General features: G+C 75.0%; 20 protein-coding genes. 10 read left to right on the top strand and 10 right to left on the bottom strand.

Going from position 1 to position 22221, the window contains the following annotated elements; genetic code table 11:
- Nucleotides 1–7: 7 nt before the first annotated feature.
- Nucleotides 8–817 carry a hypothetical protein gene (locus FMM08_RS06235; RefSeq protein ID WP_147925491.1) on the bottom strand — a complete coding sequence of 270 codons (810 nt, stop codon included), beginning with the start codon at nt 815–817 and terminating at the stop codon, nt 8–10.
- 58 nt (nt 818–875) lie between these two features.
- A complete protein-coding gene (malQ, locus tag FMM08_RS06230) occupies nt 876–3164 on the bottom strand; it encodes a 4-alpha-glucanotransferase (RefSeq protein ID WP_222710473.1) in 2289 nt (762 codons plus the stop codon).
- A 206-nt stretch (nt 3165–3370) separates the two neighbouring features.
- Here malQ and FMM08_RS06225 point away from each other — a divergent pair, with 206 nt between their 5' ends.
- The 5 genes from FMM08_RS06225 (at nt 3371) to FMM08_RS06205 (ending at nt 10201) form a co-directional block, all read left to right on the top strand.
- Nucleotides 3371–5623, top strand: a complete 2253-nt coding sequence (locus FMM08_RS06225; RefSeq protein ID WP_147925490.1) for a prolyl oligopeptidase family serine peptidase — start codon at nt 3371–3373, stop codon at nt 5621–5623.
- Nucleotides 5620–6825 carry a mechanosensitive ion channel family protein gene (locus tag FMM08_RS06220; RefSeq protein ID WP_255472106.1) on the top strand — a complete coding sequence of 402 codons (1206 nt, stop codon included), beginning with the start codon at nt 5620–5622 and terminating at the stop codon, nt 6823–6825. Before FMM08_RS06225 ends, FMM08_RS06220 begins: the two co-directional genes overlap by 4 nt.
- A 368-nt stretch (nt 6826–7193) precedes the next feature.
- The gene (locus tag FMM08_RS06215; protein ID WP_147925489.1) at nt 7194–8840 is read left to right on the top strand and encodes an SDR family oxidoreductase; all 1647 of its coding nucleotides are present in this window, start codon (nt 7194–7196) and stop codon (nt 8838–8840) included.
- Complete coding sequence (locus FMM08_RS06210; RefSeq protein ID WP_187279583.1) at nt 8830–9726, top strand: SDR family NAD(P)-dependent oxidoreductase; 897 nt, start codon at nt 8830–8832, stop codon at nt 9724–9726. The genes FMM08_RS06215 and FMM08_RS06210 overlap by 11 nt, the downstream gene beginning before the upstream one ends.
- Before the next feature lie 10 nt (nt 9727–9736).
- Nucleotides 9737–10201, top strand: a complete 465-nt coding sequence (locus tag FMM08_RS06205; protein WP_147925668.1) for a globin — start codon at nt 9737–9739, stop codon at nt 10199–10201.
- Nucleotides 10202–10375: 174 nt separating this feature from the next.
- Here the strand turns inward: FMM08_RS06205 and FMM08_RS06200 are convergent, their stop codons facing one another.
- Both FMM08_RS06200 and FMM08_RS06195 read right to left on the bottom strand, forming a co-directional pair.
- Entirely contained in the window at nt 10376–10729 is a 354-nt protein-coding gene (locus tag FMM08_RS06200; RefSeq protein ID WP_147925487.1) for a PRC-barrel domain-containing protein, read from the bottom strand.
- Nucleotides 10730–10777: 48 nt separating this feature from the next.
- Entirely contained in the window at nt 10778–11596 is an 819-nt protein-coding gene (locus tag FMM08_RS06195) for an SDR family oxidoreductase (RefSeq protein WP_147925486.1), read from the bottom strand.
- 259 nt (nt 11597–11855) lie between these two features.
- On the opposite strand from FMM08_RS06195, the gene FMM08_RS06190 reads away from it, so the two are divergent.
- From FMM08_RS06190 to FMM08_RS06180, 3 genes are all read left to right on the top strand, one after another.
- Nucleotides 11856–12827 (top strand): ATP-binding cassette domain-containing protein, encoded by a 972-nt coding sequence (locus FMM08_RS06190; RefSeq protein ID WP_147925485.1) that lies wholly within the window; start codon nt 11856–11858, stop codon nt 12825–12827.
- Nucleotides 12827–13585, top strand: coding sequence for an ABC transporter permease (locus FMM08_RS06185; protein ID WP_147925484.1), 759 nt, complete (start codon nt 12827–12829; stop codon nt 13583–13585). Before FMM08_RS06190 ends, FMM08_RS06185 begins: the two co-directional genes overlap by 1 nt.
- A 66-nt stretch (nt 13586–13651) precedes the next feature.
- Entirely contained in the window at nt 13652–14704 is a 1053-nt protein-coding gene (locus FMM08_RS06180; RefSeq protein WP_222710472.1) for an N-acetylglucosamine kinase, read from the top strand.
- Between the two features lie 55 nt (nt 14705–14759).
- Here FMM08_RS06180 and FMM08_RS06175 read toward each other — a convergent pair whose 3' ends face one another.
- Both FMM08_RS06175 and FMM08_RS06170 read right to left on the bottom strand, forming a co-directional pair.
- The gene (locus FMM08_RS06175; protein ID WP_222710471.1) at nt 14760–15434 is read right to left on the bottom strand and encodes a DUF8010 domain-containing protein; all 675 of its coding nucleotides are present in this window, start codon (nt 15432–15434) and stop codon (nt 14760–14762) included.
- Nucleotides 15431–15916, bottom strand: a complete 486-nt coding sequence (locus FMM08_RS06170; RefSeq protein ID WP_147925483.1) for an acyl-CoA thioesterase — start codon at nt 15914–15916, stop codon at nt 15431–15433. Before FMM08_RS06170 ends, FMM08_RS06175 begins: the two co-directional genes overlap by 4 nt.
- Nucleotides 15917–15980: 64 nt before the next feature.
- Here FMM08_RS06170 and FMM08_RS06165 point away from each other — a divergent pair, with 64 nt between their 5' ends.
- Nucleotides 15981–16895 carry an acyl-CoA thioesterase gene (locus FMM08_RS06165; RefSeq protein ID WP_255472103.1) on the top strand — a complete coding sequence of 305 codons (915 nt, stop codon included), beginning with the start codon at nt 15981–15983 and terminating at the stop codon, nt 16893–16895.
- 19 nt (nt 16896–16914) lie between these two features.
- Here the strand turns inward: FMM08_RS06165 and FMM08_RS06160 are convergent, their stop codons facing one another.
- The 4 genes from FMM08_RS06160 to FMM08_RS06145 all read right to left on the bottom strand — a co-directional run bounded on the left by FMM08_RS06160 (nt 16915) and on the right by FMM08_RS06145 (nt 21433).
- Nucleotides 16915–17670, bottom strand: a complete 756-nt coding sequence (locus tag FMM08_RS06160) for a DUF6882 domain-containing protein (RefSeq protein WP_147925481.1) — start codon at nt 17668–17670, stop codon at nt 16915–16917.
- On the bottom strand, nt 17667–19046 hold the full coding sequence (locus tag FMM08_RS06155; RefSeq protein WP_147925480.1) for a DUF2254 domain-containing protein: 1380 nt from the start codon (nt 19044–19046) through the stop codon (nt 17667–17669). The genes FMM08_RS06160 and FMM08_RS06155 overlap by 4 nt, the downstream gene beginning before the upstream one ends.
- 17 nt (nt 19047–19063) lie before the next feature.
- Nucleotides 19064–20746, bottom strand: coding sequence for an energy-dependent translational throttle protein EttA (gene ettA / locus FMM08_RS06150; protein ID WP_147925479.1), 1683 nt, complete (start codon nt 20744–20746; stop codon nt 19064–19066).
- Between the two features lie 69 nt (nt 20747–20815).
- Nucleotides 20816–21433, bottom strand: a complete 618-nt coding sequence (locus tag FMM08_RS06145; protein ID WP_147925478.1) for a single-stranded DNA-binding protein — start codon at nt 21431–21433, stop codon at nt 20816–20818.
- Nucleotides 21434–21585: 152 nt separating this feature from the next.
- Between FMM08_RS06145 and FMM08_RS06140 the strand changes: the two genes are divergently transcribed.
- Nucleotides 21586–22215: a GNAT family N-acetyltransferase gene (locus FMM08_RS06140; RefSeq protein WP_255472101.1), complete on the top strand. Its 630-nt coding sequence runs from the start codon at nt 21586–21588 to the stop codon at nt 22213–22215.
- Nucleotides 22216–22221: the final 6 nt, after the last annotated feature.

Here is a 22221-nt window from a genome sequence, read left to right as displayed (position 1 = left end):
CTCCACGCTAGGGGGCCAGCAGCGCCTTCCCCTCGGGGGTCAGCAGCGGGAGGACCGAGCTCCAGGGCACGACGACGACGGGGGCGCCCGCCCCGAACTGCCCGTGCTGGAAGCTCAGCTCCAGCCCGTCGGCGGAGGTCTGCCAGTCGGCGAACTCCGCCGCCTCGGCCGCCAGCGGCCGGGTGGCGGTGAGCCCCTGCGACGCCGCGGACGCCGCGGCCTCGTCGGCGAGCACTCCCCACGCGGCGGCCGGGTCGGCGAGCTGCTGCTCGAGGAAGACCGGCGTGGCGTCGTCCGCGGTGAGCGCCACGGTCGTCACCACGTCGACGGGCTCGTCGTCGACGGCACCGGTGTCCGTGCCCGCCACCCCGATGCGGACCTGCACGGTCCGGCCGTCGTTGGTGACGACCTCCCCCTCCCCGGTGGTGGTGAGGGCTCCAGCGTCGGTGGCGGCGCGGACGGCGTGGTCGGCGGAGGCGCGCACCTTGCGGTTGACCACCTCGGCGGGGCCGCTGGTGAAGACCGGGAGCCAGACCTGCCACGTGAGGCCGCCGTCCCCGCCGGAGTACCGCTCCTCGTCACCCAGGGACAGGCCCGCGGCGGACGCGACGGGACGGGGCGGCGGCGCGGAGTCGGTCGCGTCGGCGCGCGAGACCGTGGAGCCGGTCGACGCGGTCGCGCTGCTCGTCGTCGTGCTGCCGGTGGTGGAGGACGACGAGGCGCCGCCCGAGCCGGTTCCCCCGGTGCACGCGGAGGTGAGGAGGACGACGACGAGCGCGCCCGCACCCACCGCGGGCGTGCTCGTCCACCGGGTCACACCCCGATGCTGCCAGGTGCGCCCCGCTGGGCGGCACCCGTCACCCGTCGCCGGTCCGTCAGTCCTCGGGGTCGCTGCTGCTCACCAGCTCGGCCAGCGAGAGCACCCGCGGGCGCTCGCGCAGCTCCTCGACGAGCACCACCTCGCCGGCTCCGTCCGTGAGCGGGACGCGCCAGTTGGGGTACTCGTCGGAGGTGCCGGGCTGGTTCTGCGTGCGGCGGTCGCCGACGGCGTCGGTGAGGGCCACGCCGACGAGCTTGGCCGGGGTGGCCAGCAGGAAGGCGTGCAGCGCCTCCACCACCTCGCGCTCGGTGGGCTGCTCGCCCAGCAGGCCGAGGTCGCGCAGCTGCGCCAGCACGGCGGCGCGGTCGGCCTCGTCGGCGGCGCGCTCCTCCTCGATGGACCGCGTGAGCAGGCCGAGGCGGTCGCGCAGCTCGATGTGCTCACCCGCGAGGTAGCCGGCGGTCGGCGGCAGGTCGTGCGTGTTGACCGTCGCCAGGCACAGCTCCCGCCAGGCCTGCGGGGGCAGGGGCTCGCCCTCGCCGTCCTTCTCGAACCACAGCACGGACGTGCCGAGCACGCCGCGCTCAGTGAGGTAGCCGCGCACCCACGGCTCCACCAGGCCCAGGTCCTCCCCGACGACGACGGCGCCGGATCGGGCGGCTTCCAGGCAGAGGATGCCGACGAGCGCGTCGTGGTCGTACCGGACGTAGGTGCCCATGCCGGGGCCGGAGCCGTTCGGGACCCACCACAGGCGGAAGAGGCCGAGGACGTGGTCGACGCGCACGCCGCCGGCGTGCCGCAGGATCGTGCGGACCATGTCGCGCCACGGCGCGTAGCCGGCCTCGGCGAGGGCCACCGGCTGCCACGGGGGCTGGGACCAGTCCTGGCCCTGCTGGTTGAACGCGTCCGGCGGGGCGCCCACGGAGACGCCGGTGGCGAGCACGTCGCGCAGCGCCCACGCATCGGCGCCGGAGGGGTGCACGCCCACGGCGAGGTCGTGCATGACGCCGAGCGCCATGCCGGCGTCGGTGGCGGTGGCCTGCGCGCGGGCCAGCTGCTCGTCGCACTGCCACTGCAGCCACTCGTGGAACTCGATGGCGCCGGAGAGCTCCTCGCGCAGGCGCTCCACCAGCGGCGAGCCGATGCGGGCGGCCTCGGCGGGCCACGGCTGGCCGTCGCCGAAGTGCTCGATCATCGCCGCCCACAGGGCGTAGTCGGCGAGGCCCTGGCCCTCGCGGGCGCGGAACGCGTCGAAGGCCGACTGGCGGGCGGGGCTGCGCCCGGCCTCGAAGACGGTCTTCAGCGCGGCGCGCTTGGCGGCCCACACCGCGTCGCGGTCGAGCTGACCGGGGTCGGCGTTGCGCGCCATGAGGGGCTCGGCCTGCCACTCGACCAAGGCGTGGTCGGTGGCGGGCAGGTAGGCGAACTCCCGCACGTCCTCCACCCGCAGGTAGATCGGGTTGGTGAAGCGGCGGGTGGTGGGCAGGTACGGGCTGTCCTGCTGGTGGCCGACCGGCTCAGCGGCGAGCAGCGGGTTGATGAGGAGGAAGTCGGCGCCGAGGTCGCGCCCCGACCAGTCCAGCAGCTCGCCGAGGTCGGCGAGGTCCCCCAGGCCCCAGGAGGTGCGGCTGCGCACCGAGTACAGCTGCGCCATGAAGCCCCAGCGGTGGCCTGGACCGGCGATGGCCGCGGGCAGCTCGAGGCGGTCGGGGGTGACCACCAGCGCCGCGGTCGCCTCCGCTGCGGCGGTCTCGCCGCCACCGGTGGTGGCCACCAGCTGGTGGTAGCCCAGCGGCAGGTCGGTCGGCAGAGCGAACAGCTGCTCCTCGCGGCGCACGCCGTCCACCTCGCGGGGAGCGGCGGCGTCGGCGGAGGTGTCGCGCTCCAGCTCGCGCTGCCCGCCGTCCTCGAGCACCACCGAGACGTGCACCTGCGCGCCGGCGGGCACCCGCACCGGCACGGTGGCGTCCCGGCCGGAGCGGACGACGACGACGGGCGGCAGCGCCCGGCGCCACGGCGCCAGCTCGCGCGCGGCGAGGGCGGCCTCGACGTCGTCCTCGCTGCCGCAGGCGATGCCCATGGCGGACAGCACGGCGACGATCGTGGAGCGGGAGACCGTGATGTGGCCGCCCTTCCAGTCCCAGTACTCCGTGGCCACGCCGTTCGCGGCGGCCAGCTCCATGAGGCGGGCCGACGGCGGCTCGGAGGGGTCGATGACGATCGAGGGGGCGTCGTTCACGGGCACGGTGGTGCGGACCTCCAGGTCCGGTCCGGAGGTGGTGGCCGTGCCGCCCCGCCCCGGGTCCTCGCTGCGGGCCAGCACGGACTGCGGGCTGTCACTCACGCGGAGCTCCTGGGGGTGGTGCGGGCGCGGCTGCGCGTCGTCTGGCGTCGGGGAGAGTACGGCGCCAGCCTGCCCGGCGGGGGCGCGCCGCGCGAGCGGGCGCGCCGGAGCGACCCGACCCCAGCGGAGGACGCGGCCGGACGGACAGCGGGCTGCGGTCACGACCCCGCCCCGGGCGTCGGCCCCGGCGCCTAAGGTCGGGAGGCGTGTCGTCGTCGTCCTCCGCCCCCGCAGACCCCGTGGCGTACCCGCCCGCCGAGCGGCTCGACCTGGTCGAGGAGCTGCCCGCGGCCGCGCCCCGCTACCGCGTCGCCGACCCCTACCGCTGGCTGGAGGACGCCGACGACGAGCGCACCCGCGCCTGGTCCGCCGCGCAGGACGCGCTGTTCGCGGCGCAGCAGGCGACGTGGCCGGGTCGCGACGCCGTCGCCTCGCGGGTCGCGCAGCTGCTGTCGGCGGGGGCCGTCGGGCCGCCGGTGTGGCGCGGGGACCGGTGCTTCCGCGCTCGCCGCGACCCGGGGCGCGACCACCCGCAGCTGCTGGTCACCGAGGGCGGTGTGGAGCGGGTCCTCGTCGACCCGCTGGTCTGGGACCCCAGCGGGAGGACCACGCTCGACGCGTGGCAGCCATCGCGGGAGGGCCACCTGCTGGCGTTCCAGCTGTCCGAGGGCGGCAGCGAGGAGAGCGTGCTGCGGGTGCTCGACGTCGCCACCGGGGAGGTGGTCGACGGCCCGGTCGAGCGGGTCCGCTACTCCCCCGTGTCCTGGCTGCCCGCGTCCGACGAGGACGGCGCGCGGTTCTTCTACGTCCGACGCCTGGCCCCCGAGGGGCTCCCGGAGGGCGAGGAGAAGTACCACCGCCGGGTCTGGCTGCACCGCGTCGGCGCCGACCCCGACGCGGAGCCCGGCGACGGCGGCGACGTCGAGGTGTTCGGCGCCGGCCTGCCCGTCACCACCTACTACGGCGTGGGCACCTCGTTGGACGGTCGCTGGCTGACGGTGACGACGTCGGTGGGCACGTCCCCGCGGTCGGACTGCTACCTCGCGGACCTGGCCGCCGACGGCGGCCTCGCAGCCGGTGCGCCCCGGCTGCGCGAGGTGGCCGTCGGCCTGGACGCGCACACCAGCGCAGGCGTCGGCCGCGACGGCCGCCTGTACGTCGGCACCGACCTGGGTGCGCCGCGCGGGCGGCTCGCCGTCGCCGACCCCACCGACGCTGAGGGCCTCGGCCCGCACCGCTGGCGCGACCTCGTCGGTGAGCGCGAGGACGCCGTGCTGGAGGACTACGCCGTCCTCGACGGCCCCGAGCTCGACCAGCCGCTGCTGCTCGTGGCGTGGACGCAGCACGCGATCGCCCAGCTCACCGTGCACGACCTCGCCAGCGGGGAGCAGCTGCTCGGCGAGCGCGGCGCGGTGGCGCTGCCCGGCGCGGGCAGCCTCGGCGGCCTGCGCGGACGCCCGGAGGGCGGGCACGAGGCGTGGTTCACCTGGACCTCGACCGCTGAGCTCCCCTGCGTGCTGCGCTGGGACGCGCGCACGTCCGAGCTGGTGGTGGAGTCGACGGCCCCGGGGCTGGCGTCGATGGGCGAGCTGCCCGCCGTCGTCACCCGCCAGCTGGAGGTGACGAGCCTGGACGGCACGGTGGTGCGCGCCCTCGCCGTCGCCCGGGCCGACGCCTTCTCCTCCCCCGACGCCGCCGCTCCGGCCCAGCCCGCCCCGACCGTGCTCTACGGCTACGGCGGCTTCGGCCACACCATGACGCCCGGCTACTCCGCCTCAGCGCTGGCGTGGGTGGAGGCCGGTGGCGTGTGGGTCGTCGCCGGCCTGCGCGGCGGCAACGAGGAGGGCGAGGACTGGCACCGCGCCGGCATGCTCGCCGCCAAGCAGAACGTCTTCGACGACTTCCTCGCCGTGGCCGACGCCCTGGCGACGCGCGGCTGGACCACGCCCGCCCAGCTGGCCATCAGCGGCGGCTCCAACGGCGGGCTGCTCGTCGGGGCGGCGCTGACGCAGAGGCCGCAGGCGTTCGCCGCGGTGCTGTGCTCGGCGCCGCTGCTCGACATGGTCAGGTACCAGCTGCACGGGCTGGGGGCCACGTGGTCACCGGAGTACGGGGACGCGAACGACCCCGACGACCTCGGCTGGCTGCTCGCCTACTCCCCCTACCACGCGTGCTCGCCCGACCCGGCGTCCGTGGAGTACCCGGCGGTGCTCTTCACCGTCTTCGACGGTGACTCCCGCGTCGACCCGCTGCACGCCCGCAAGCTCTGCGCGGCGCTGCAGCACGCCACCCGCTCCGACCCGGCGACCCGGCCGGCGCTGCTGCGGCGCGAGGCCGGCGTCGGCCACGGCGCCCGGGCCGTCTCGCGGTCGGTGCAGCTGGCCGCTGACACGCTCTGCTTCGCCGCCGCGCACACCGGTCTGCGGCTGGGCCAGGACGACGACGGGGCGGTCGCGTGATCGCAGCCGCCCTCACCCACGTCCTGACGGCGTCGGCGTCGGCGTCGCCGTCCCCGTCGGCCACAGCAGACGCCGTCGAGAAGCTCGACCAGTTCAACAGCTCGGCCACGTCCGTCCCGTGCATCCCCGGCAACGGGACGTTCTGCGGACTCCTCGTCGACATCGGCGTCAACGTCCGCTGGTCGCAGTTCTTCGTCCTCTACGGCACCCCGCTGCTGCGGATCGCCCTGGTGATCATCGCCGGGGTCGTCCTGCGGGCCGTGGCGCACCGGGCGATCGGCGCGCTCGCGGAGCGGATCGCCAACGGCGAGGCGCAGCCCGGCCAGTCGCGCTGGTGGCGCGCCGGACGCGGTCGTGAGACGCGCGCCTCGGAGTCGAGCACGGCACCGCACGGCGGCACGCTGGCCTACGAGCGCCGCTCCCAGCGGGCGCGGACGCTGGGCTCGGTGCTGCGCAGCCTCACCACCGCCGTCGTCACGACCGTGGTGACCCTGCTGGTCATCGGGCAGCTGGGCATCCCGCTCGCGCCGCTGCTCGCCGGCGTCAGCGTGGTCGGCGTCGCGGTCGGCTTCGGCGCGCAGACGCTGGTCAAGGACTTCCTCGCCGGGATCTTCATCATCGCCGAGGACCAGTTCGGCGTCGGCGACTCGGTGAACCTCTCCGCGGACGCCCAGGGGACCGTCGAGGCCGTGAGCCTGCGCGTGACGCGGCTGCGCGGCGTGGACGGCACGGTCTGGTACGTCAGGAACGGCGACGTGCTGCGGGTGGGCAACCGGTCGCAGGGCTGGTCGCGGGCCGTGCTCGACATCGACGTGCCGTACACGGCCGACGCCGCCCGGGTGGCGGAGGTCCTCGACGAGGTCGGCGAGCAGCTCCACGCCGACGAGGACTGGCGCCGCCACCTGCTCGAGGAGCCGCAGGTGTGGGGCATCGAGGCGCTGAGCCTGGAGAAGGTGGTGGTGCGCATCGCGGTGCGGACCGCGCCGCTGCAGCAGTGGTCGGTCTCGCGCGAGCTGCGGGGGCGCATCAAGGCCCGCTTCGACGCCGAGGGCATCGGCCACCCCGTCGACGATCCCGACGAGCCCGCCGATGACGCCCCCGCGTCCGCAGCCGCCCCCGCGTCCGCAGCCGCCGCGCCCGCTGGACCACCGCTGCCGCCCGGCAACCAGGGTCCCCCGACCGGTCCGTCCCCCCACCGCTGACGCTCCGCGGCGATCACGACGGTCCTGCACGCCGGCGGTCCAGCGTCCGCATGCAAGACCCGCGACGATCACGCAGCTGAGCGCCACCTGCGGACCTTCGAGCGGCTTCCGCGGCAGCCCGCGGACGCTGCGAGCAGCCGACAGCTGCAGGAGGCGCCCCTTCGTTGCAGTCGACGCCCCATCGGTGCCCGCGAAGGGGCGTCAACTGCAGCGAAGGGGCCTGGACTGCACCGGCGCCACGCCCCGATGTCGCCGATCCGCCTCAGACGTCGGAACCGAGCCGCACAGGCCGGCCCGCGACGAGCGGAGGTGGGGCGGGGAGCCGTGGTCGGGTCGCGGGCGGGGGTGGTGCGGCGGAGGATCTCGGCATGGCCGACTCGCCCGGCACCCCCTCGCCTGCGCCCGCACCGTCCGACGCCCTCGACGCGGCCGACGGCTCGTCCGACGTCCCGGACTCGTTCGCGGACTCCCCCGTCCCCGCCCGCATCGACCTCGCCGGTCTCCCGCGCGGCGAGGGCCGGCTCGCGCTCGTCACGGGCGTCACCGGGTACATCGGAGGCCGCCTCGTCCCGGAGCTGCTCGCCGCCGGCTACCGGGTGCGCGCCTTCGCCCGCAACCCCCAGCGGCTGCGCGACCGGCCCTGGGCCCAGCACGTCGAGATGGTCGAGGGCGACGCCTCCGACGCGGAGTCGGTGGCGAACGCCCTCGACGGCGTCGACGTCGCCTACTACCTGCTGCACTCCCTCGGCAGCGGGCGGACCTTCGAGTCCCGCGACCGGCACCTCGCGCTGATCTTCGGCAAGGCCGCCCGCGAGGCTCACGTCAGCCGCATCGTCTACCTCGGCGGCCTCTACCCGAGCGGTGAGGAGCTCTCGCCCCACCTGCTCGGGCGCAAGGAGGTGGAGGACATCCTCCTGGCCAGCGGCGTCTCGGTGACCGTGCTGCGCGCCGCCGTCATCCTCGGGTCCGGCTCGGCGAGCTTCGAGATGCTGCGCTACCTCACCGAGCGCCTGCCGATCATGATCCGGCCCAAGTGGCTCGCCAACCGGATCCAGCCGATCGCCGTCCGCGACGTCCTGCGCTACCTCGTGGGTGCGGCGTCCCTGCCGCCCGAGGAGAGCCGCGGCTTCGACATCGGCGGCCCCGACGTCGTCACGTACCTGCAGCTCATGCAGCGCTACGCCAAGGTCGCCGGGCTGCCCAAGCGGTACGCCATCCCGGTGCCCGTGCTCACGCCGCACCTGTCGAGCCACTGGGTCAACCTCGTCACGCCCGTGCCGCACACCATCGCGGGTGCCCTCATCGGCTCGATCGTCCACGAGGTGGTGGTCAAGGAGCGCGACATCACCGCGTACGTGCCCGACCCGCCCGGCGGCCTCCTCGGCGTCGACGAGGCGATGAAGCTCGCCCTGGCCCGGGTGCAGGACTTCGACGTGCAGACGTCCTGGCGCTCGGCGTCCACCCCCGGCGCGCCCTCGGACCCGCTCCCCAGCGACCCGGACTGGTCCGGCGGCGCGCTGTACGTCGACGACAGGTCCTCCCCCGTCGACGCCACCCCGCGCCAGCTGTGGACGGTCATCGAGGGCATCGGCGGCGTCAACGGGTGGTACTCGTGGTCGCTCGGCTGGCGCGTGCGCGGGCTCATGGACATCGGCGTGGGCGGTCCCGGCCTGCGGCGGGGTCGCGCCAACCCGTACGACCTCACCGTCGGCGACGCCCTCGACTGGTGGCGCGTGGAGGAGATCCGCGACCTCGAGCTGCTGCGCCTGCGCGCGGAGATGCGCCTGCCCGGTGAGGCGTGGCTCGACCTGTGCGTGGAGACCGACGACTTCGGCCGCACGGTCTTCCGCCAGCGCGCGACCTTCCACCCCAAGGGGCTGAGCGGCTTCCTCTACTGGCAGGCCATCAAGCCCTTCCACGGCGTGGTGTTCGGCGGGATGCAGCGCAACATCGCCACGGCCGCTGCGGCGGTCAAGGAGAGCGACGAGCGCTGGAAGCCGTCCCGTGCCTCCTGAGCCCTCCGGCGGCCCGCGGGTCGTCTGGATCACCGGCGCGAGCAGCGGCATCGGCCTGGCGACCGCCCTGGCGTGCGCCCGCCGCGGCGACCGCCTCCTGCTGAGCAGCCGCGCCGAGGCGCCGCTGCAGGAAGCCGCCCGCCAGTGCCGCGCCCTCGGCTCCGCCGACGTGCTCGTCGCTCCCCTGGACATCGCCGACGACGACGCCGTCCGCCGCGCCTCCGCGAGCGCCGCGCAGCGCTGGGGACGGCTCGACGTCGTCGTCCAGAACGCCGGGGTGGCGGCCTACGGCCGCGTCGACGAGGTGCCGGCGGACGTGCTCGAGGGGGTGCTGCGCACCAACGTGCTCGGTGCGGCGCTCGTGGCGTCCGAGGCGGTGCGGACGTTCCGGCACCAGGGCGGGGGCACCCTCGTGGTGGTCGGGTCCGTGCTCGGGCGGATCACCGTGCCGTGGATGGGGGCGTACAACGCGTCGAAGTTCGCGCTGCGCGGGCTGGTCCGCACCATGCAGCAGGAGAACCGGGACGTGCCGGGGATCAGGATCAGCCTGGTCGCGCCGGGAGGCGTGGACACGCCCATCTACGACCAGTCGGCCACGGTGCTCGGGCGGCGCAACCGGCCGCCGTACCCCGTCTCCTCCCCGGAGCACGTGGCGGAGAAGGTGCTGCGCGCGGCCGACCGGTCCGCGGCGTGGCACCGCGAGCTCGACGCCGGCTGGGCCAACCCCGCCATGAAGGCCGCGTTCGGGCTCGCGCCGGGGGTGTTCGACCTGCTGTCACGGCCGGCGATGCGGGCTCTCGGGTTCAGCCTGGGCAAGCGCCCGAACGGACCCGGGAACGTGCTCGCCCCGCAGCCGCACGAGGAGGGCCTGCGGCAGCGGCGATGATGGACGGGTGATGCCGTCGTCGTCTTCCTCTCCCCAGCAGGGCCCTGCGCAGGGCGTCCGCCCGGGTCTGCGCGTGGGCCGGTCCGTCCCCGCCGAGCAGCAGAGCTTCTACGAGGCGGTGGGTGGCCACGAGACGTTCGTGCGGCTGGTCGACGCGTTCTACGAGGGCGTCGCGGAGGACCCGCTGCTGCGCCCCATGTACCCCGAGGAGCAGCTGGACGGAGCCCGCGAGCGCCTGACGCTGTTCCTGGAGCAGTACTGGGGCGGCCCGGGCACGTACTCGGAGACCCGCGGCCACCCGCGGCTGCGGATGCGGCACGCGGGGTTCCACATCGGGCCGGCGGCGCGGGACGCGTGGCTGACGCACATGCGCGCCGCGGTCGACTCGCTCGAGCTGCCGCCGCTGCAGCACGAGGTGCTGTGGGACTACCTGGAGCGCGCGGCGCACAGCCTGCTCAACACCTTCGAGGACTGACGTCACCCGCTCCCCCTGCTCGCACTCTCCGCGGCAAGTGCGGGAACGAGAGTTCCGGTGGCGCACTTTCCGGCGCGTGTGCGGACGAGGAGGGGCGGGGACGCCGCGAGGCCCCCGCCCCCGGTGGGGGCGAGGGCCTCGCGGCGCGTCGAGACGGTGCTGGGCGGCTCGCTGTCAGCGGCGGCCGAGGCGGCGCTCGGAGGGCGCCGCGGTGTAGGTGAGGCCGTAGTGCGCGAAGACGTCGCCCTCGTCCTCGGCGCGCAGCTCCCCGTCGGTCTCGATGGAGGGCGCGTCCTTGACCCGGTTCTTCGGGTAGCTCACCTTGACGTACCCGGGCCCGACCACGGCGTCGTCGATGGGCACGAAGACGAGCTTCTTGCTCATCACGCCCACGACGACGGTGGCGAAGGCCGGCTGGTCGGAGGCGGTGTCGACGTAGATCGACTCGAGCTTGCCGATCTTGTCGCCGGCCTCGTCGAGCACGTCCTCGCCGCTCCACTCGCGGATGTTCCCCACACGCACTGGCATGGCGCGAACGCTAGCGATCAGCGGTCGTGAGCGCCCGCCGAGACCCCCTCAGCCCTCGCGCCACGTGTCGTCGGTGAGCGTCGAGGCGCCCATGGCGGCCTGCAGCAGCATCCCGCCGTCCACGGGGATGCTCGCGCCGGTCACGTACGACGCCGCGTCGCGGCACAGGAACGCCACCACCTCGGCGATCTCCCAGGCGGAGCCGACGCGCCCGAGCGGCACCCCCGGACGGACGACGTCGTCACCGCCCGAGGTCACGTCGGCGTCCTCGTTGCCGGTCAGCGGGGTGGCGATCTCGCCCGGGGCGACCGCGTTCACGGTGATGGCGTGCTGCGCGAGCTCCTGCGCGGCGTTCTTCACCAGCCCGCCGAGGCCGTGCTTGGCGGCCACGTAGGGGCTGGAGGTCACCCGCGGGGTGTGCTCGTGGACGCTGGTGATGGCCACCAGCCGTCCACCGGCGCCATCGGTCATGCGCCGCGCTGCGGCCTGCAGCGCCACGAACGCGCCGTCGAGGTTGAGCGCGACGTCGTGGCGCCACACGTCGTAGGGCAGCTCGAGGAAGGGCTGGTCAGCGGTTCCTCCGCCGGCGTTGGAGACGAACGCCCACAGGCGCCCGCCGAGCTCGTCGGCGATCTCGTCGATGGTGGCGGCGGCCTGCGGCAGGTCGTGCGCGAGGTCGAGGCGGCGGACGACGGCGCGCCGTCCCAGCGCGCGGACCTCCTCGGCGGCCTCCTGCGCCCCCTGCTCGTCGGAGTGGAAGGTGATGCCGACGTCGTACCCGTCGCGGGCCAGGGCGACGGCGGTGGCCCGGCCGATGCCGGAGTCGGAGGCGGTGACGATCGCGGTGGCGTTCTCAGGACGGCTCATGTCCGTCCCCTACCCCGTGTCCCCCGCTCGAACGACGATCACGTGGCCGCGCCGCTCGCCCAGCCGTCCGACCGTGGACCTTGCGCTCCGGTGTGACCGCCCACACCGGAGCAGAGCGTCCACGGTCCGATCCGCGGCACCGGTCGGGCGCTGACCGATGAGTCCTCTCGGCGAAACCCGTCGACTCCCCTGCCGGCACCCACCACGCTGGCGTCCGGCCCTCGCCACCGACCACCGGCACGTCCCCAGGAGGCACCGCTTGATCCGCGCCCGCGGGCTCGCCCGCACGTTCACCACCCGTCGAGGGGCCGTGCACGCGGTCCAGGGGGTCGACCTCGACGTCGCCCGCGGCGAGGTGGTCGGCTTCCTCGGCCCCAACGGGGCCGGCAAGACCACCACCATGCGCATGCTCACCACGCTGCTGGCGCCCACCGCGGGCGAGGCGCAGGTGGTGGGCTGCGACCTGCGCACCGACCCGGTCGGCGTCCGCCGGCGCATCGGGTACGTGCCGCAGTCGGGCTCGTCGTCGCCGGAGGCCCGGGTCGGGGAGGAGCTGGTCGACCACGCCGCCCTCTACGGCATCCCCAAGGCCACCGGGAAGCAGCGCGGCCAGGAGCTGTTCTCCCGCCTCGACCTCGACGGCGTGTGGGACCGCACCGTCCGGACGCTGTCCGGAGGCCAGCGCCGGCGGCTCGACATCGCCAAGGGCCTCGTGCACGACCCGGAGCTCGTGTTCCTCGACGAGCCGACCACGGGCCTGGACCCGCAGTCGCGCGCCAACCTGTGGACGCACATCTCCGGGCTGCGCGACACCCACGGCACCACGGTGTTCCTCACCACGCACTACCTCGACGAGGCCGACGCCCTCTGCGACCGGATCCTCGTCATCGACCACGGGTCGATCGTCGCGGAGGGCACCCCGGACGCGCTGAAGCAGCGGTTCAGCGGTGACGCCCTGGAGCTGGAGCTCGACGACGCCGCCCGCGCTGGCGAGGCGCTGGCGCTGGTGAGCGCGTTGCCGGGCGCCACCGACGCCGTCGTCGACACCGCGGGCAGCACACCGCGCGTGCGCGTGCGGGTGCCCTCGGGCGGGCGGGCGCTGCCCGGCCTGCTGCGCCAGCTCGACGCCGCCGGCGTGGCGCTGGCCGCGGTGGACGTGCGCCGTCCCACGCTCGACGACGTGTTCCTGGAGATGACCGGCAGGTCGCTGCGCGAAGGAGGAGAGGGCTGATGCGCGTCTTCTGGCGCGACACCTGGACGGTGTTCTGGCGGGCCATGCGCATGTCGCTGCGCAACCCCGCGTGGGTGATCATCGGGCTGGCCCAGCCCGTGCTGTACCTGGTCTTCTTCGGGCCGCTGCTGGAGCCGCTGGCCGGCCAGCTCGGCACGGGCAACGCCTACCAGCTGTTCGTCCCGGGGATCATGGTGCAGCTGGGCATCTTCGGGGCGATGTTCGTGGGCTTCGGCCTCATCGCCGAGCTGCGCGCCGGCGTGGTGGAGAGCCAGCGCGTGACGCCGGCCTCACGCACCGCGCTGCTGCTGGGCAGGGTGCTGCGCGACGTCGTCGTCCTGTTCGTGCAGGCGGTGCTCCTCGTGCTCGTGGCCCTGCCGATGGGGCTGCGCGCCCCGGTGGCCGGGGTGGTGCTCGGCGTGGTGGTCGTGGCGCTGCTGGGCGCGTCGCTGAGCTCGGTGTCGTACGCGGTGGCGCTGACGGTGAAGAGCGAGGACGTCATGGCGCCCCTGCTCAACGCGGTCGCGTTCCCGGTGCTGCTGCTCTCGGGGATCCTCCTGCCCATGTCTCTGGCGCCGGGCTGGCTCGAGACGCTGTCGGAGCTCAACCCGTTCAAGCACGTCGTGGACGGCGTGCGCGCGGCCTTCGCCGGTGACGTCACGGACACCACCTCCTGGGTCGGGGCGCTCATCACGGTCGCGCTGGTGGCGGTGGGCCTCTGGTACGGCACCCGGACGTTCCGCCGCGAGTCGTCCTGACGGACACCCCACCCGTCGTCGGCCGCCGGCGTCCGCGCCCGGTGCGGTCCCACTAGCGTCACAGCCGTGGGCCTGTACCTGGGAGTGGACGCCGGCGGCACGAAGACCGCCCTGTGCCTCGTCGACGACCGCGGCGAGGTGCGCGGACGGGCCCGCGCGGGCAGCGGGTACTACCTCGACGCGGCGGGGGCCGCCTCGCGCCAGGAGGGCGCGGAGCACCCCGGCGTGGCCGCCGTCGCGGCGGTGCTGGCGCACGGGCTCGCCGCGGTCTGCGCCGACGCCGGGGCCTCTCCCGCTGACGTCACGGCCGCCGTGGTCGGGCTGGCAGCCCACGGGGAGGTCTCCGACGACGTCCCCGCCCTCGACGCCATGCCCCGGGCCGTGCTCGGGCACGAGCGGTACCGGGTGGTCAACGACGTGGTGGTGGGCTGGGCGGGGTCGCTCGGCGGCGCCGACGGCATCAACCTCGTGGCGGGCACCGGCTCCAACTCCTACGGCAGCTGGCGGGGCGCGGGGGCGCGCTGCGGCGGGTGGGGCGAGCTGTTCGGCGACGAGGGCTCCGGCTACTGGATCGCGCTGCGCGGCCTGCAGGCGTTCTCGCACATGTCCGACGGGAGGCTGCCCCGCGGGCCGCTGCACGCCGCCGTGCGCTCGCACCTGGGGCTCGACGACGGCGACGGCGACTTCGCCGTCCTCGACACGGTCCTCGTCCGCTGGCGCGGAGACCGGGGGCGGGTGGCGGCGCTGTCACGGGTGGTCGGTGCGGCGGCCGCATCCGGCGACGCGGTGGCCTCGGCGATCCTCGGGGACGCCGGCCGGGAGCTGGCGGCGCACGCGCACGCGGTCCGCCGGCTGGTCGGTGCCCACGACGACGACGTCGTGCCCGTCTCCACCTCCGGCAGCGTCGCCGGCGTGCCGCTCGTGCGGGCAGCGCTGTCGGAGGCGCTGGCCGGGTCCGGGCTCGCCTACGAGCTGCGGCCGCCGCTCATGCTCCCCGAGGCCGGTGCGGCGGTGCTGGCCTCGCGGCTGGCGGGGCCGGGGCTGCCGGGGTCCGGGCTGCCGGGGTCGGGGCTCGACGCGGCAGCCGTGGAGCGGCTCGCGCAGGCCATGCCCGCCTGAGCGCCGTCTGCTGGGGCCAGCCAGGTGCTGGCCGGGCGGCCCGTCAGGCAGCTGGTCAGGCGAGCAGGGGGTGGCGGCCCAGCACGTGGCCGCGCCGCGTGGACAGGCGCCGCCACGGCCCCGCCACGGCGGCCGTCACCGGAGCCCCGGCGTCCGGGTCGGCCCCGGGCGGCAGGAACCCCAGCGCGTCCGCGGCACGGGCCAGCGCCGCGGCGAGGTCGCGCGGGTCGGCCAGCGCCTGCTGGCGCAGCGACGCGACCTCCTGCGGCGGGGTGGGCGCCCAGCCGCTGCGCGGCGGGAGGAGCCCCGCCCACGGCGTGCTCGCCCCGACGTCCACCGGGGGCACGGCCAGCTCGGCGAGCGGCCTGCCGTCGGGGCCGTCCTTCCGGGCGAGGCGGTCGGCGAGCGCGGCGAGCTCCACCACCACGTCCACCCGCGCGGGCCCGGCCGGTGGTCCGGAGCCGGGTCCAGCGGAGGGCGCGAGGGCGATGGTCCGCAGCCCGAGGACGGTCGGCAGGCCGGTCCCGTGGAGCGGGCTCACCCACACCGCGAGCACACCGCCCGCCGCGACGAGGCGCGCTGCCCCGCCGACGTCCGCGCGCGCGGCGCGGGAGACCAGCACGGCGAGGTCGTCCAGGGCGCGCGGGTCGGCGGGGACCAGCGGCGCCACCGGCCCACCGCCCGCACCGCGGCCCTCGTGCGGCTCGTGGCGAGGCGGCGGGACCGTCACCGCGAGCGCCGCCGGAAGGGCACGGGCTCGTCGGTCCAGCTCTCGAGCACCTCCCGCTCGGTGGCCGACAGGCGCCGGGCCGCGCCGGTGGCGAGGTCGTAGGCGACGCACGTGGTGGCGGCGCGGACGTACACGGTGCGCTCGCCGCCTGCTGCCGGACCGCCGCCGCCACCGCCCGCTGCACCGTCGACGGCGTCGTAGATCTCGTAGCCCACCTCGAAGCTGGCGCCGCCCACGGCGGTGATCCAGATGTCGGTGGGCACGGGCGCCAGGCGCCAGACGAGCGGCGCGAGGTACTCGACCTCGTGCCGGGCGACCACCACACCGCTCTCCAGGAGGCTGGGGCCGCCGTGGTCGCGCAGGTCCTCGAAGGCGTGGACGCGGACCTCCTCGAGGAGCCGCAGCACCTGCACGTTGTTGACGTGCCCGAACGCGTCCATGTCGGACCACCGCACCGTCACCGGGACGCACCGCTTCGCCACCGGACCATGCTGGCGCACTCCCCGCGCGGTGCAGCGGCCACCCCGTCCCCCTAGTCTCCGGCGGGTGGCTGATGACGTTCACGGCGCCGCCCAGGCCGAGGGGCTCGCGGGACTCCTGCGGGTGCTCGACCTGACTCCGAGCGGTGTCGACTCCTCCGGTCAGGACCTCTTCACCGGCGAGAACCAGCGCTCACCGCACGGGCGGGTGTTCGGCGGACAGGTGCTGGGGCAGTCGGTGGTGGCGGCGACGCGCACGGTCGACCCCGCCCGCAGCGTCCACTCGATGCACGGGTACTTCCTGCGCCCCGGCGACCCGAGCACGCCCATCACGTTCGCGGTGGAGCGCCTGCGCGACGGCGGCTCGTTCAGCGCCCGGCGGGTGCACGCCATCCAGCACGGGCAGCCGATCCTGTCGATGATCGCGTCGTTCCAGGAGGCCCAGGACGGCGTCGACCACGCCGAGCCCGCCCCGCAGGTCCCCGCTCCGGAGGAGCTGCCGAGCATCGGCGACCTCGTGGGCGGCCTCGACCACCCCTTCGCCCGCTACTGGGCGCAGGAGCGGCCGGTGGACGTCCGTCACGTCGGCAGCGCGATCTACCTCCCCTCAGCCCCCGGTCGCCGGGACGACGACGGTGACGGCTCCCAGGCGGTGTGGCTGCGCGTGGCCGGGCCCCTCCCGGCGGACCAGGCGCTGCACCGCGCCGTGCTCGCGTGGGCCAGCGACGTGACGATCCTGGAGCCGGTGCTGCGCCGCCACGGCGCCGCGTGGGCGACGCCCGGTGGCCGGGTGGCGAGCCTCGACCACGCGCTGTGGTGGCACCGGCCGGTGAGCGCCGACGCGTGGATGCTCTTCGTGCAGGAGACGCCGTCGGCCTCCGGCGCGCGCGGGCTGGGCCTGGCGCGGGTCTACGACCGGGCCGGCACCCTCGTGGCGACGGTCGCCCAGGAGGGCATGACGCGCCTGCCTCCACGCCCCTGAGCCGTGCTGACGGCGACGGTCAGGCCGGTGACGCCTGGCCCTGCACGCCGCCGATGCGCCCCTGCTCGTCGAAGCGGACCCGCAGGTCCACGCCGTGCGCCGTGAGCCGCGCGCCGGTGTGCCCCGGCTCCCAGCGCTGCTGCAGGCCGCGACCGCTGGCGTAGGCGGCCACGGCGCGGCGGTGGTCGGCGATGCCGCCCGCGAAGAGGCGCTCGGTCAGCACCCGGGCCACCCGCAGCCCGTCCGGGGCGGGCAGCTCGAAGGCGGGGTGCTCCAGCAGGAACGCAGCCCTCGTACCCCCACCCGCATCGCCGTTGTAGGACCACCACCGCTGCGACGCCGCCTTCGCGACGTCGATGACGGCGCCGACGGCGTGGCCGGCGTCGGGCTCGCTCAGGGGGAGCTCCGCGAAGGGGACCTCGGCACGCACCAGCTCGGGGACGGCGAAGCGGTCGCCGAAGTCCCGCAGCCAGCGGGCCAGGTCGGTGGTGTCCTCGCCGAAGCCGGAGGGGTTGGCCCACGACCACAGCCACGACCGCGGACCCGGCGCAGCGGTGCCGAGCAGGTGCACCCGGTGGGCCACCAGCTCCCCGCTCGGCGCCTGGGCGAGCAGCGGTCCGGCGCCGGAGGCCGCGGCGCGGAACGCGAACCGCCCGCGCTCCAGGTCGACGTCCCAGGAGTGCTCGCCGAGCTGGTCGGCGAGGTGGAGCTGGTGCTCGAAGGACAGGAAGGCGGCGTCGTCGAGGAGCTGCTGCAGGGTCACCGGGTCGCTCACGACACGGCAGTCTGCCCCAGCAGCTCGGCGCTGCGGTGGCGCAGCCGGTCGAGGTCGGGCCGCGCTGGACCGGTCGCCTCGTACGCCTCCACCAGCCACGCGAGCTGCTCTCGGAGGCGGGAGCGCACGGCGGGGTCGACGGCGGCGTCGTCGAGCCGCTCGGCCACGTCCACCGCGTGCAGCACCACCTGCGGTGTGGTGGTCGCGTACGCGCGCAGGGCGTCGAAGACCTGGTCCACCAGCTCCACGGGCCTGACGGGGTCCCCCACCAGCCGGACCACGCCGTCGGGGTCGACGCGCTCGGCCGCCGGCACCGGCCTGGCGACCAGGAGCACCAGGCCGCCGGAGAGGTCGTCGAGGGCCGTGACGGCCGTGTACGGGTCGTTGACGCCGGAGGAGAGCGCCCGCGACATCAGCTCCACCAGCTGCTGGACGACGAACTCGACGTCCTGCGCGGAGGAGCGGCTGTTCGCCAGGTCGACGCAGGACCGCAGCTCGCGGACGAGGTCCTCGTCAGCTCGACCGGCCGGGAGCACCTCCAGCAGCACGGTCCTGTCCACGGCGTAGCGCCCCGGCCGCGAGGCGACCCGCACGAGCACGTCGTGCCGCTGGGCGATCCCCTCCACCGCCTCGAGGGCCACTTCCGCGACGTACCCGCACGCGCCAGCGCGGACCGGCTCCCCCGGAGCGCCACCGGCGCCGCTCAGCCGACCGTCGTCGCCGCGGTGGACGCCCGGGGGCAGCTCCGCGCGCCTCGGGGCGGGGTCACCGGCGCCCTCGGGGTAGAGCCTGCCGACGGCGTCGCGCAGCTGGTCGCAGACCCGGCGCGAGAGGGTCACCACCTGCACGGACTCGCTGACGTGGTGGATGAAGAACACCAGCACGGCGATGCACCCGACCGCTGCGACGACGGCGAAGAGCACCGCCAGGTGCGGGACGAAGGCGACCGTGCCGTCGGTCTCGAAGGTGACGGAGCGCAGCACCAGCAGCGCGTACAGGCTGGTGGAGTCGAACGTGCCCAGCACCACGTGCGTCGCGCGGTCGGCCATGAAGCTGCGCACGAGGTGCGGCCCGTAGCTCGACGACGTCAGCGTCATCACCGCGATGGTGATGGAGAACGTGGTGGAGGCCACGCTCAGCATCGAGCCAGCGATGGCCCCCAGCACGTCGCGGGACCCGCTGGGCCCCGAACGGGTGCCCAGCGGGCCCAGGCCCTGGGTCCAGGACGGACCCAGGGCGTGGTCGACGGCCACGAGGACCTGCGAGAGGACCAGGGCCAGCAGGCACATCAGCGCGGGGACGGCCCAGAAGCTGCCGCTCGCGCGGTGCCAGGCGGCGGCGAGGCGCGCCTGGGCGCCGGTGCGAGCGGCAGCCACGTGCGGGTCTGCCCGTCTCAGTCGCGCGTGAGGCGGCGGTGGGTGACGCGGTGCGGGCGCGCGGCGTCCTCACCGAGGCGCTCGATCTTGTTCTCGAGGTAGCCGGCGAAGTTGCCCTCGTACCAGTACCAGTTCGCCTCGTCCTCCTCGGTGCCCTCCCAGGCGAGGATGTGCGTGGCGACGCGGTCGAGGAACCAGCGGTCGTGGCTGATGACCACGGCGCAGCCGGGGAACTCGAGCAGCGCGTCCTCCAGGGAGGACAGGGTCTCGACGTCGAGGTCGTTGGTGGGCTCGTCGAGGAGCAGCAGGTTGCCGCCCTGCTTGAGGGTCAGCGCCAGGTTGAGGCGGTTGCGCTCACCACCGGACAGGACGCCGGCCTTCTTCTGCTGGTCGGGTCCCTTGAACCCGAACGCGGAGACGTAGGCGCGGGAGGGCACCTCGACGTTGCCGACCTGCATGTAGTCGAGCCCGTCGGAGACGACCTCCCACAGCGACTTGTTCGCGTCGAGGCCCCCGCGGTTCTGGTCGACGTAGGAGACCTTCACGGTCTCCCCGACGCGCACGGTGCCGGAGTCCGGCTCCTCCAGCCCGACGATGGTCTTGAAGAGCGTGGTCTTGCCGACGCCGTTGGGGCCGATGACGCCGACGATGCCGTTGCGGGGCAGCGTGAAGCTGAGCCCGTCGATGAGCACCCGGTCGCCGAAGCCCTTCTTGAGGTCCTTGACCTCGATGACCTGCGAGCCCAGGCGCGGGCCCGGCGGGATCTGGATGGACTCGAAGTCGAGCTTGCGGGTGCGGTCGGCCTCGGCCGCCATCTCCTCGTAGCGCGCCAGGCGCGACTTGGACTTGGTCTGGCGGGCCTTGGCGTTGGAGCGGACCCACTCGAGCTCGTCGGCGAGGCGCTTGGCGAGCTTCTGGTCCTTCTTGCCCTGCACCTGCAGGCGCTCGCGCTTCTTCTCCAGGTAGGTGGAGTAGTTGCCCTCGTAGGGGTAGAGGCGGCCGCGGTCGACCTCGGCGATCCACTGCGCGACGTTGTCGAGGAAGTACCGGTCGTGGGTGACGGCGAGGACGGCGCCCGGGTAGCTGGCGAGGTGCTGCTCGAGCCAGGTGACCGACTCGGCGTCGAGGTGGTTGGTGGGCTCGTCGAGGAGCAGCAGGTCGGGCTCGCTCAGCAGCAGGCGGCACAGTGCCACGCGGCGGCGCTCACCACCGGACAGGACCTTGACGTCGGCGTCGCCCGGGGGGCAGCGCAGCGCGTCCATGGCCTGCTCCAGCTTGGAGTCCATGTCCCACGCGCCGGCGTGGTCGAGCTCCTCCTGGAGGTCGCCCATCTCCTTCATGAGGGCGTCGAAGTCGGCGTCCGGGTCCTCGAAGGCGGCCGTGATCTCGTTGTAGCGGTCGACCTTGCGCTTGAGGTCGCCCATGCCCTCCTGGACGTTCTCCAGGACGGTCTTGTCCTCGTCGAGCGGGGGCTCCTGCAGGAGGATGCCCACCGAGTAGCCCGGCGAGAGGCGGGCCTCGCCGTTGGACGGCTGGTCGAGACCGGCCATGATCTTGAGGATCGTCGACTTGCCCGCACCGTTCGGGCCGACGACGCCGATCTTCGCCCCGGGGTAGAACGACATGGTCACGTCGTCGAGGATCAGCTTGTCGCCCAAGGCCTTGCGGGCCTTGTACATGGTGTAGATGAACTCCGCCATGACCTCCAGCCTAGGGGCGGGCAGCGCTCTCCCACGCCGCCCGCCCCGGCCCCGCCAGCAGCCCGCGCCTCAGGCGCTGCGCGCCAGCTCCGCCCCCTCGTCGTCGTCCTCCAGCGGCGCGCTGCGCAGCACGTCGTCGGGGGCGGCGGCGTCCTCGTCGCGGTAGTCGGTCAGGGAGCTGGTGTCGAACCGCTCGGTGGCCGGGGCCTCCGCCGGGCCGGGCACGGCGCCGGTGTCCCACGGCCCCTGGGTGATCACCCCGGTGGTGCGCTCGACCCTCGACGCGGCGGGGGCGGCCTGGTCGGCCTGGTCGGCCCGGTCTCGCACCCGCTGGTCGGCCGGTCCGCGCCGCAGGTCCAGCGACACCGAACGCGCCTTGAGCGTGGTGGCGCGGCGCCGCTCGACCCGGTCGCCGTCACGGACCTCGTACTCGCGCTGCTCGAAGGTCCCGGACACCACCACGCGGGAGCCCTTCTTGACGGACGCGGCGACGTTCTCGGCGAGCTCGTCCCAGCAGGTGACGTCCCACCAGTTGGGCGGGCCGTCCACCCACACGCCCGTGGTCTGGTCCCGCCAGGTGTCGCTCTCGGCCATGCGGAACTTCGTGTACGGGGTGCCCGACGTGGTCGCGCGCAGCTCGGGGTCCGCCCCGAGGTGCCCCACCAGGGTGAACGTCGACTTCGGCATGCCGCCTCCTCATCTCGGCCCGCCCAGCGCGAGCGCTCGCGAGGACAGTGCCGACGTCGTCGTCCTGCGCACCACCACCCGCCCGCCGGCCTGTGGACAGACGCTCCGCGCACCCCGCCTGTGGGCGGGTGACAGCGCTAGCCTGCGCGACCGTGATCTCCCTGCAGCTGACCGCAGACCCCGAAGGGCCCCGCGTCGCCCTCACCGAGCGCGTCGTCCTGCAGGACGCGCACGTCCGGCTCGAGCCGCTGTCCACCGACCACGTCGGCGAGCTCGCCGCGGCGCTGTCCGAGGGGGGTCTCGAGCATGCCTGGTACACCGCCGTGCCCACCCCGGAGACGGTCGCCGACGACGTCGCCGAGCGCCTGCGCCTGCACGCCGCCAGCACCATGAACCCGTGGGCGGTGCGTCGCCTGTCCGACGGCGCGCTGGTCGGCTGCACCACGTTCTGCAACATCGCCCAGGCCGACCGCCACGTGGAGGTGGGCGCCACGTGGCTGGTCCCGTCGGCGCAGCGCACCGCGGTCAACTCCGCCGCCAAGCTGCTGCTGCTCGGCCACGCCTTCGACGCCTGCGGCGCCATCGCCGTCGAGCTGCGCACCCACTGGCACAACCGGCAGTCGCGCGCCGCCATCGAGCGCCTGGGCGCCAAGCTCGACGGTGTGCTGCGCAACCACCGGATCGGACCGGACGGCGTGCTGCGCGACACCGTCGTCTACTCGGTGCTCCCCCACGAGTGGCCGGCGGTCCGCGCGACGCTCCGGGCCTCCCTGGCCCGCTGAGGGCTG

The sequence above is a fragment of the Quadrisphaera setariae genome, assembly GCF_008041935.1.
Taxonomy (GTDB): Bacteria; Actinomycetota; Actinomycetes; order Actinomycetales; family Quadrisphaeraceae; genus Quadrisphaera; species Quadrisphaera setariae.
Note: the sequence above shows the minus strand (reverse complement) of the source record. Positions and strands in the feature narration are given on the sequence as shown.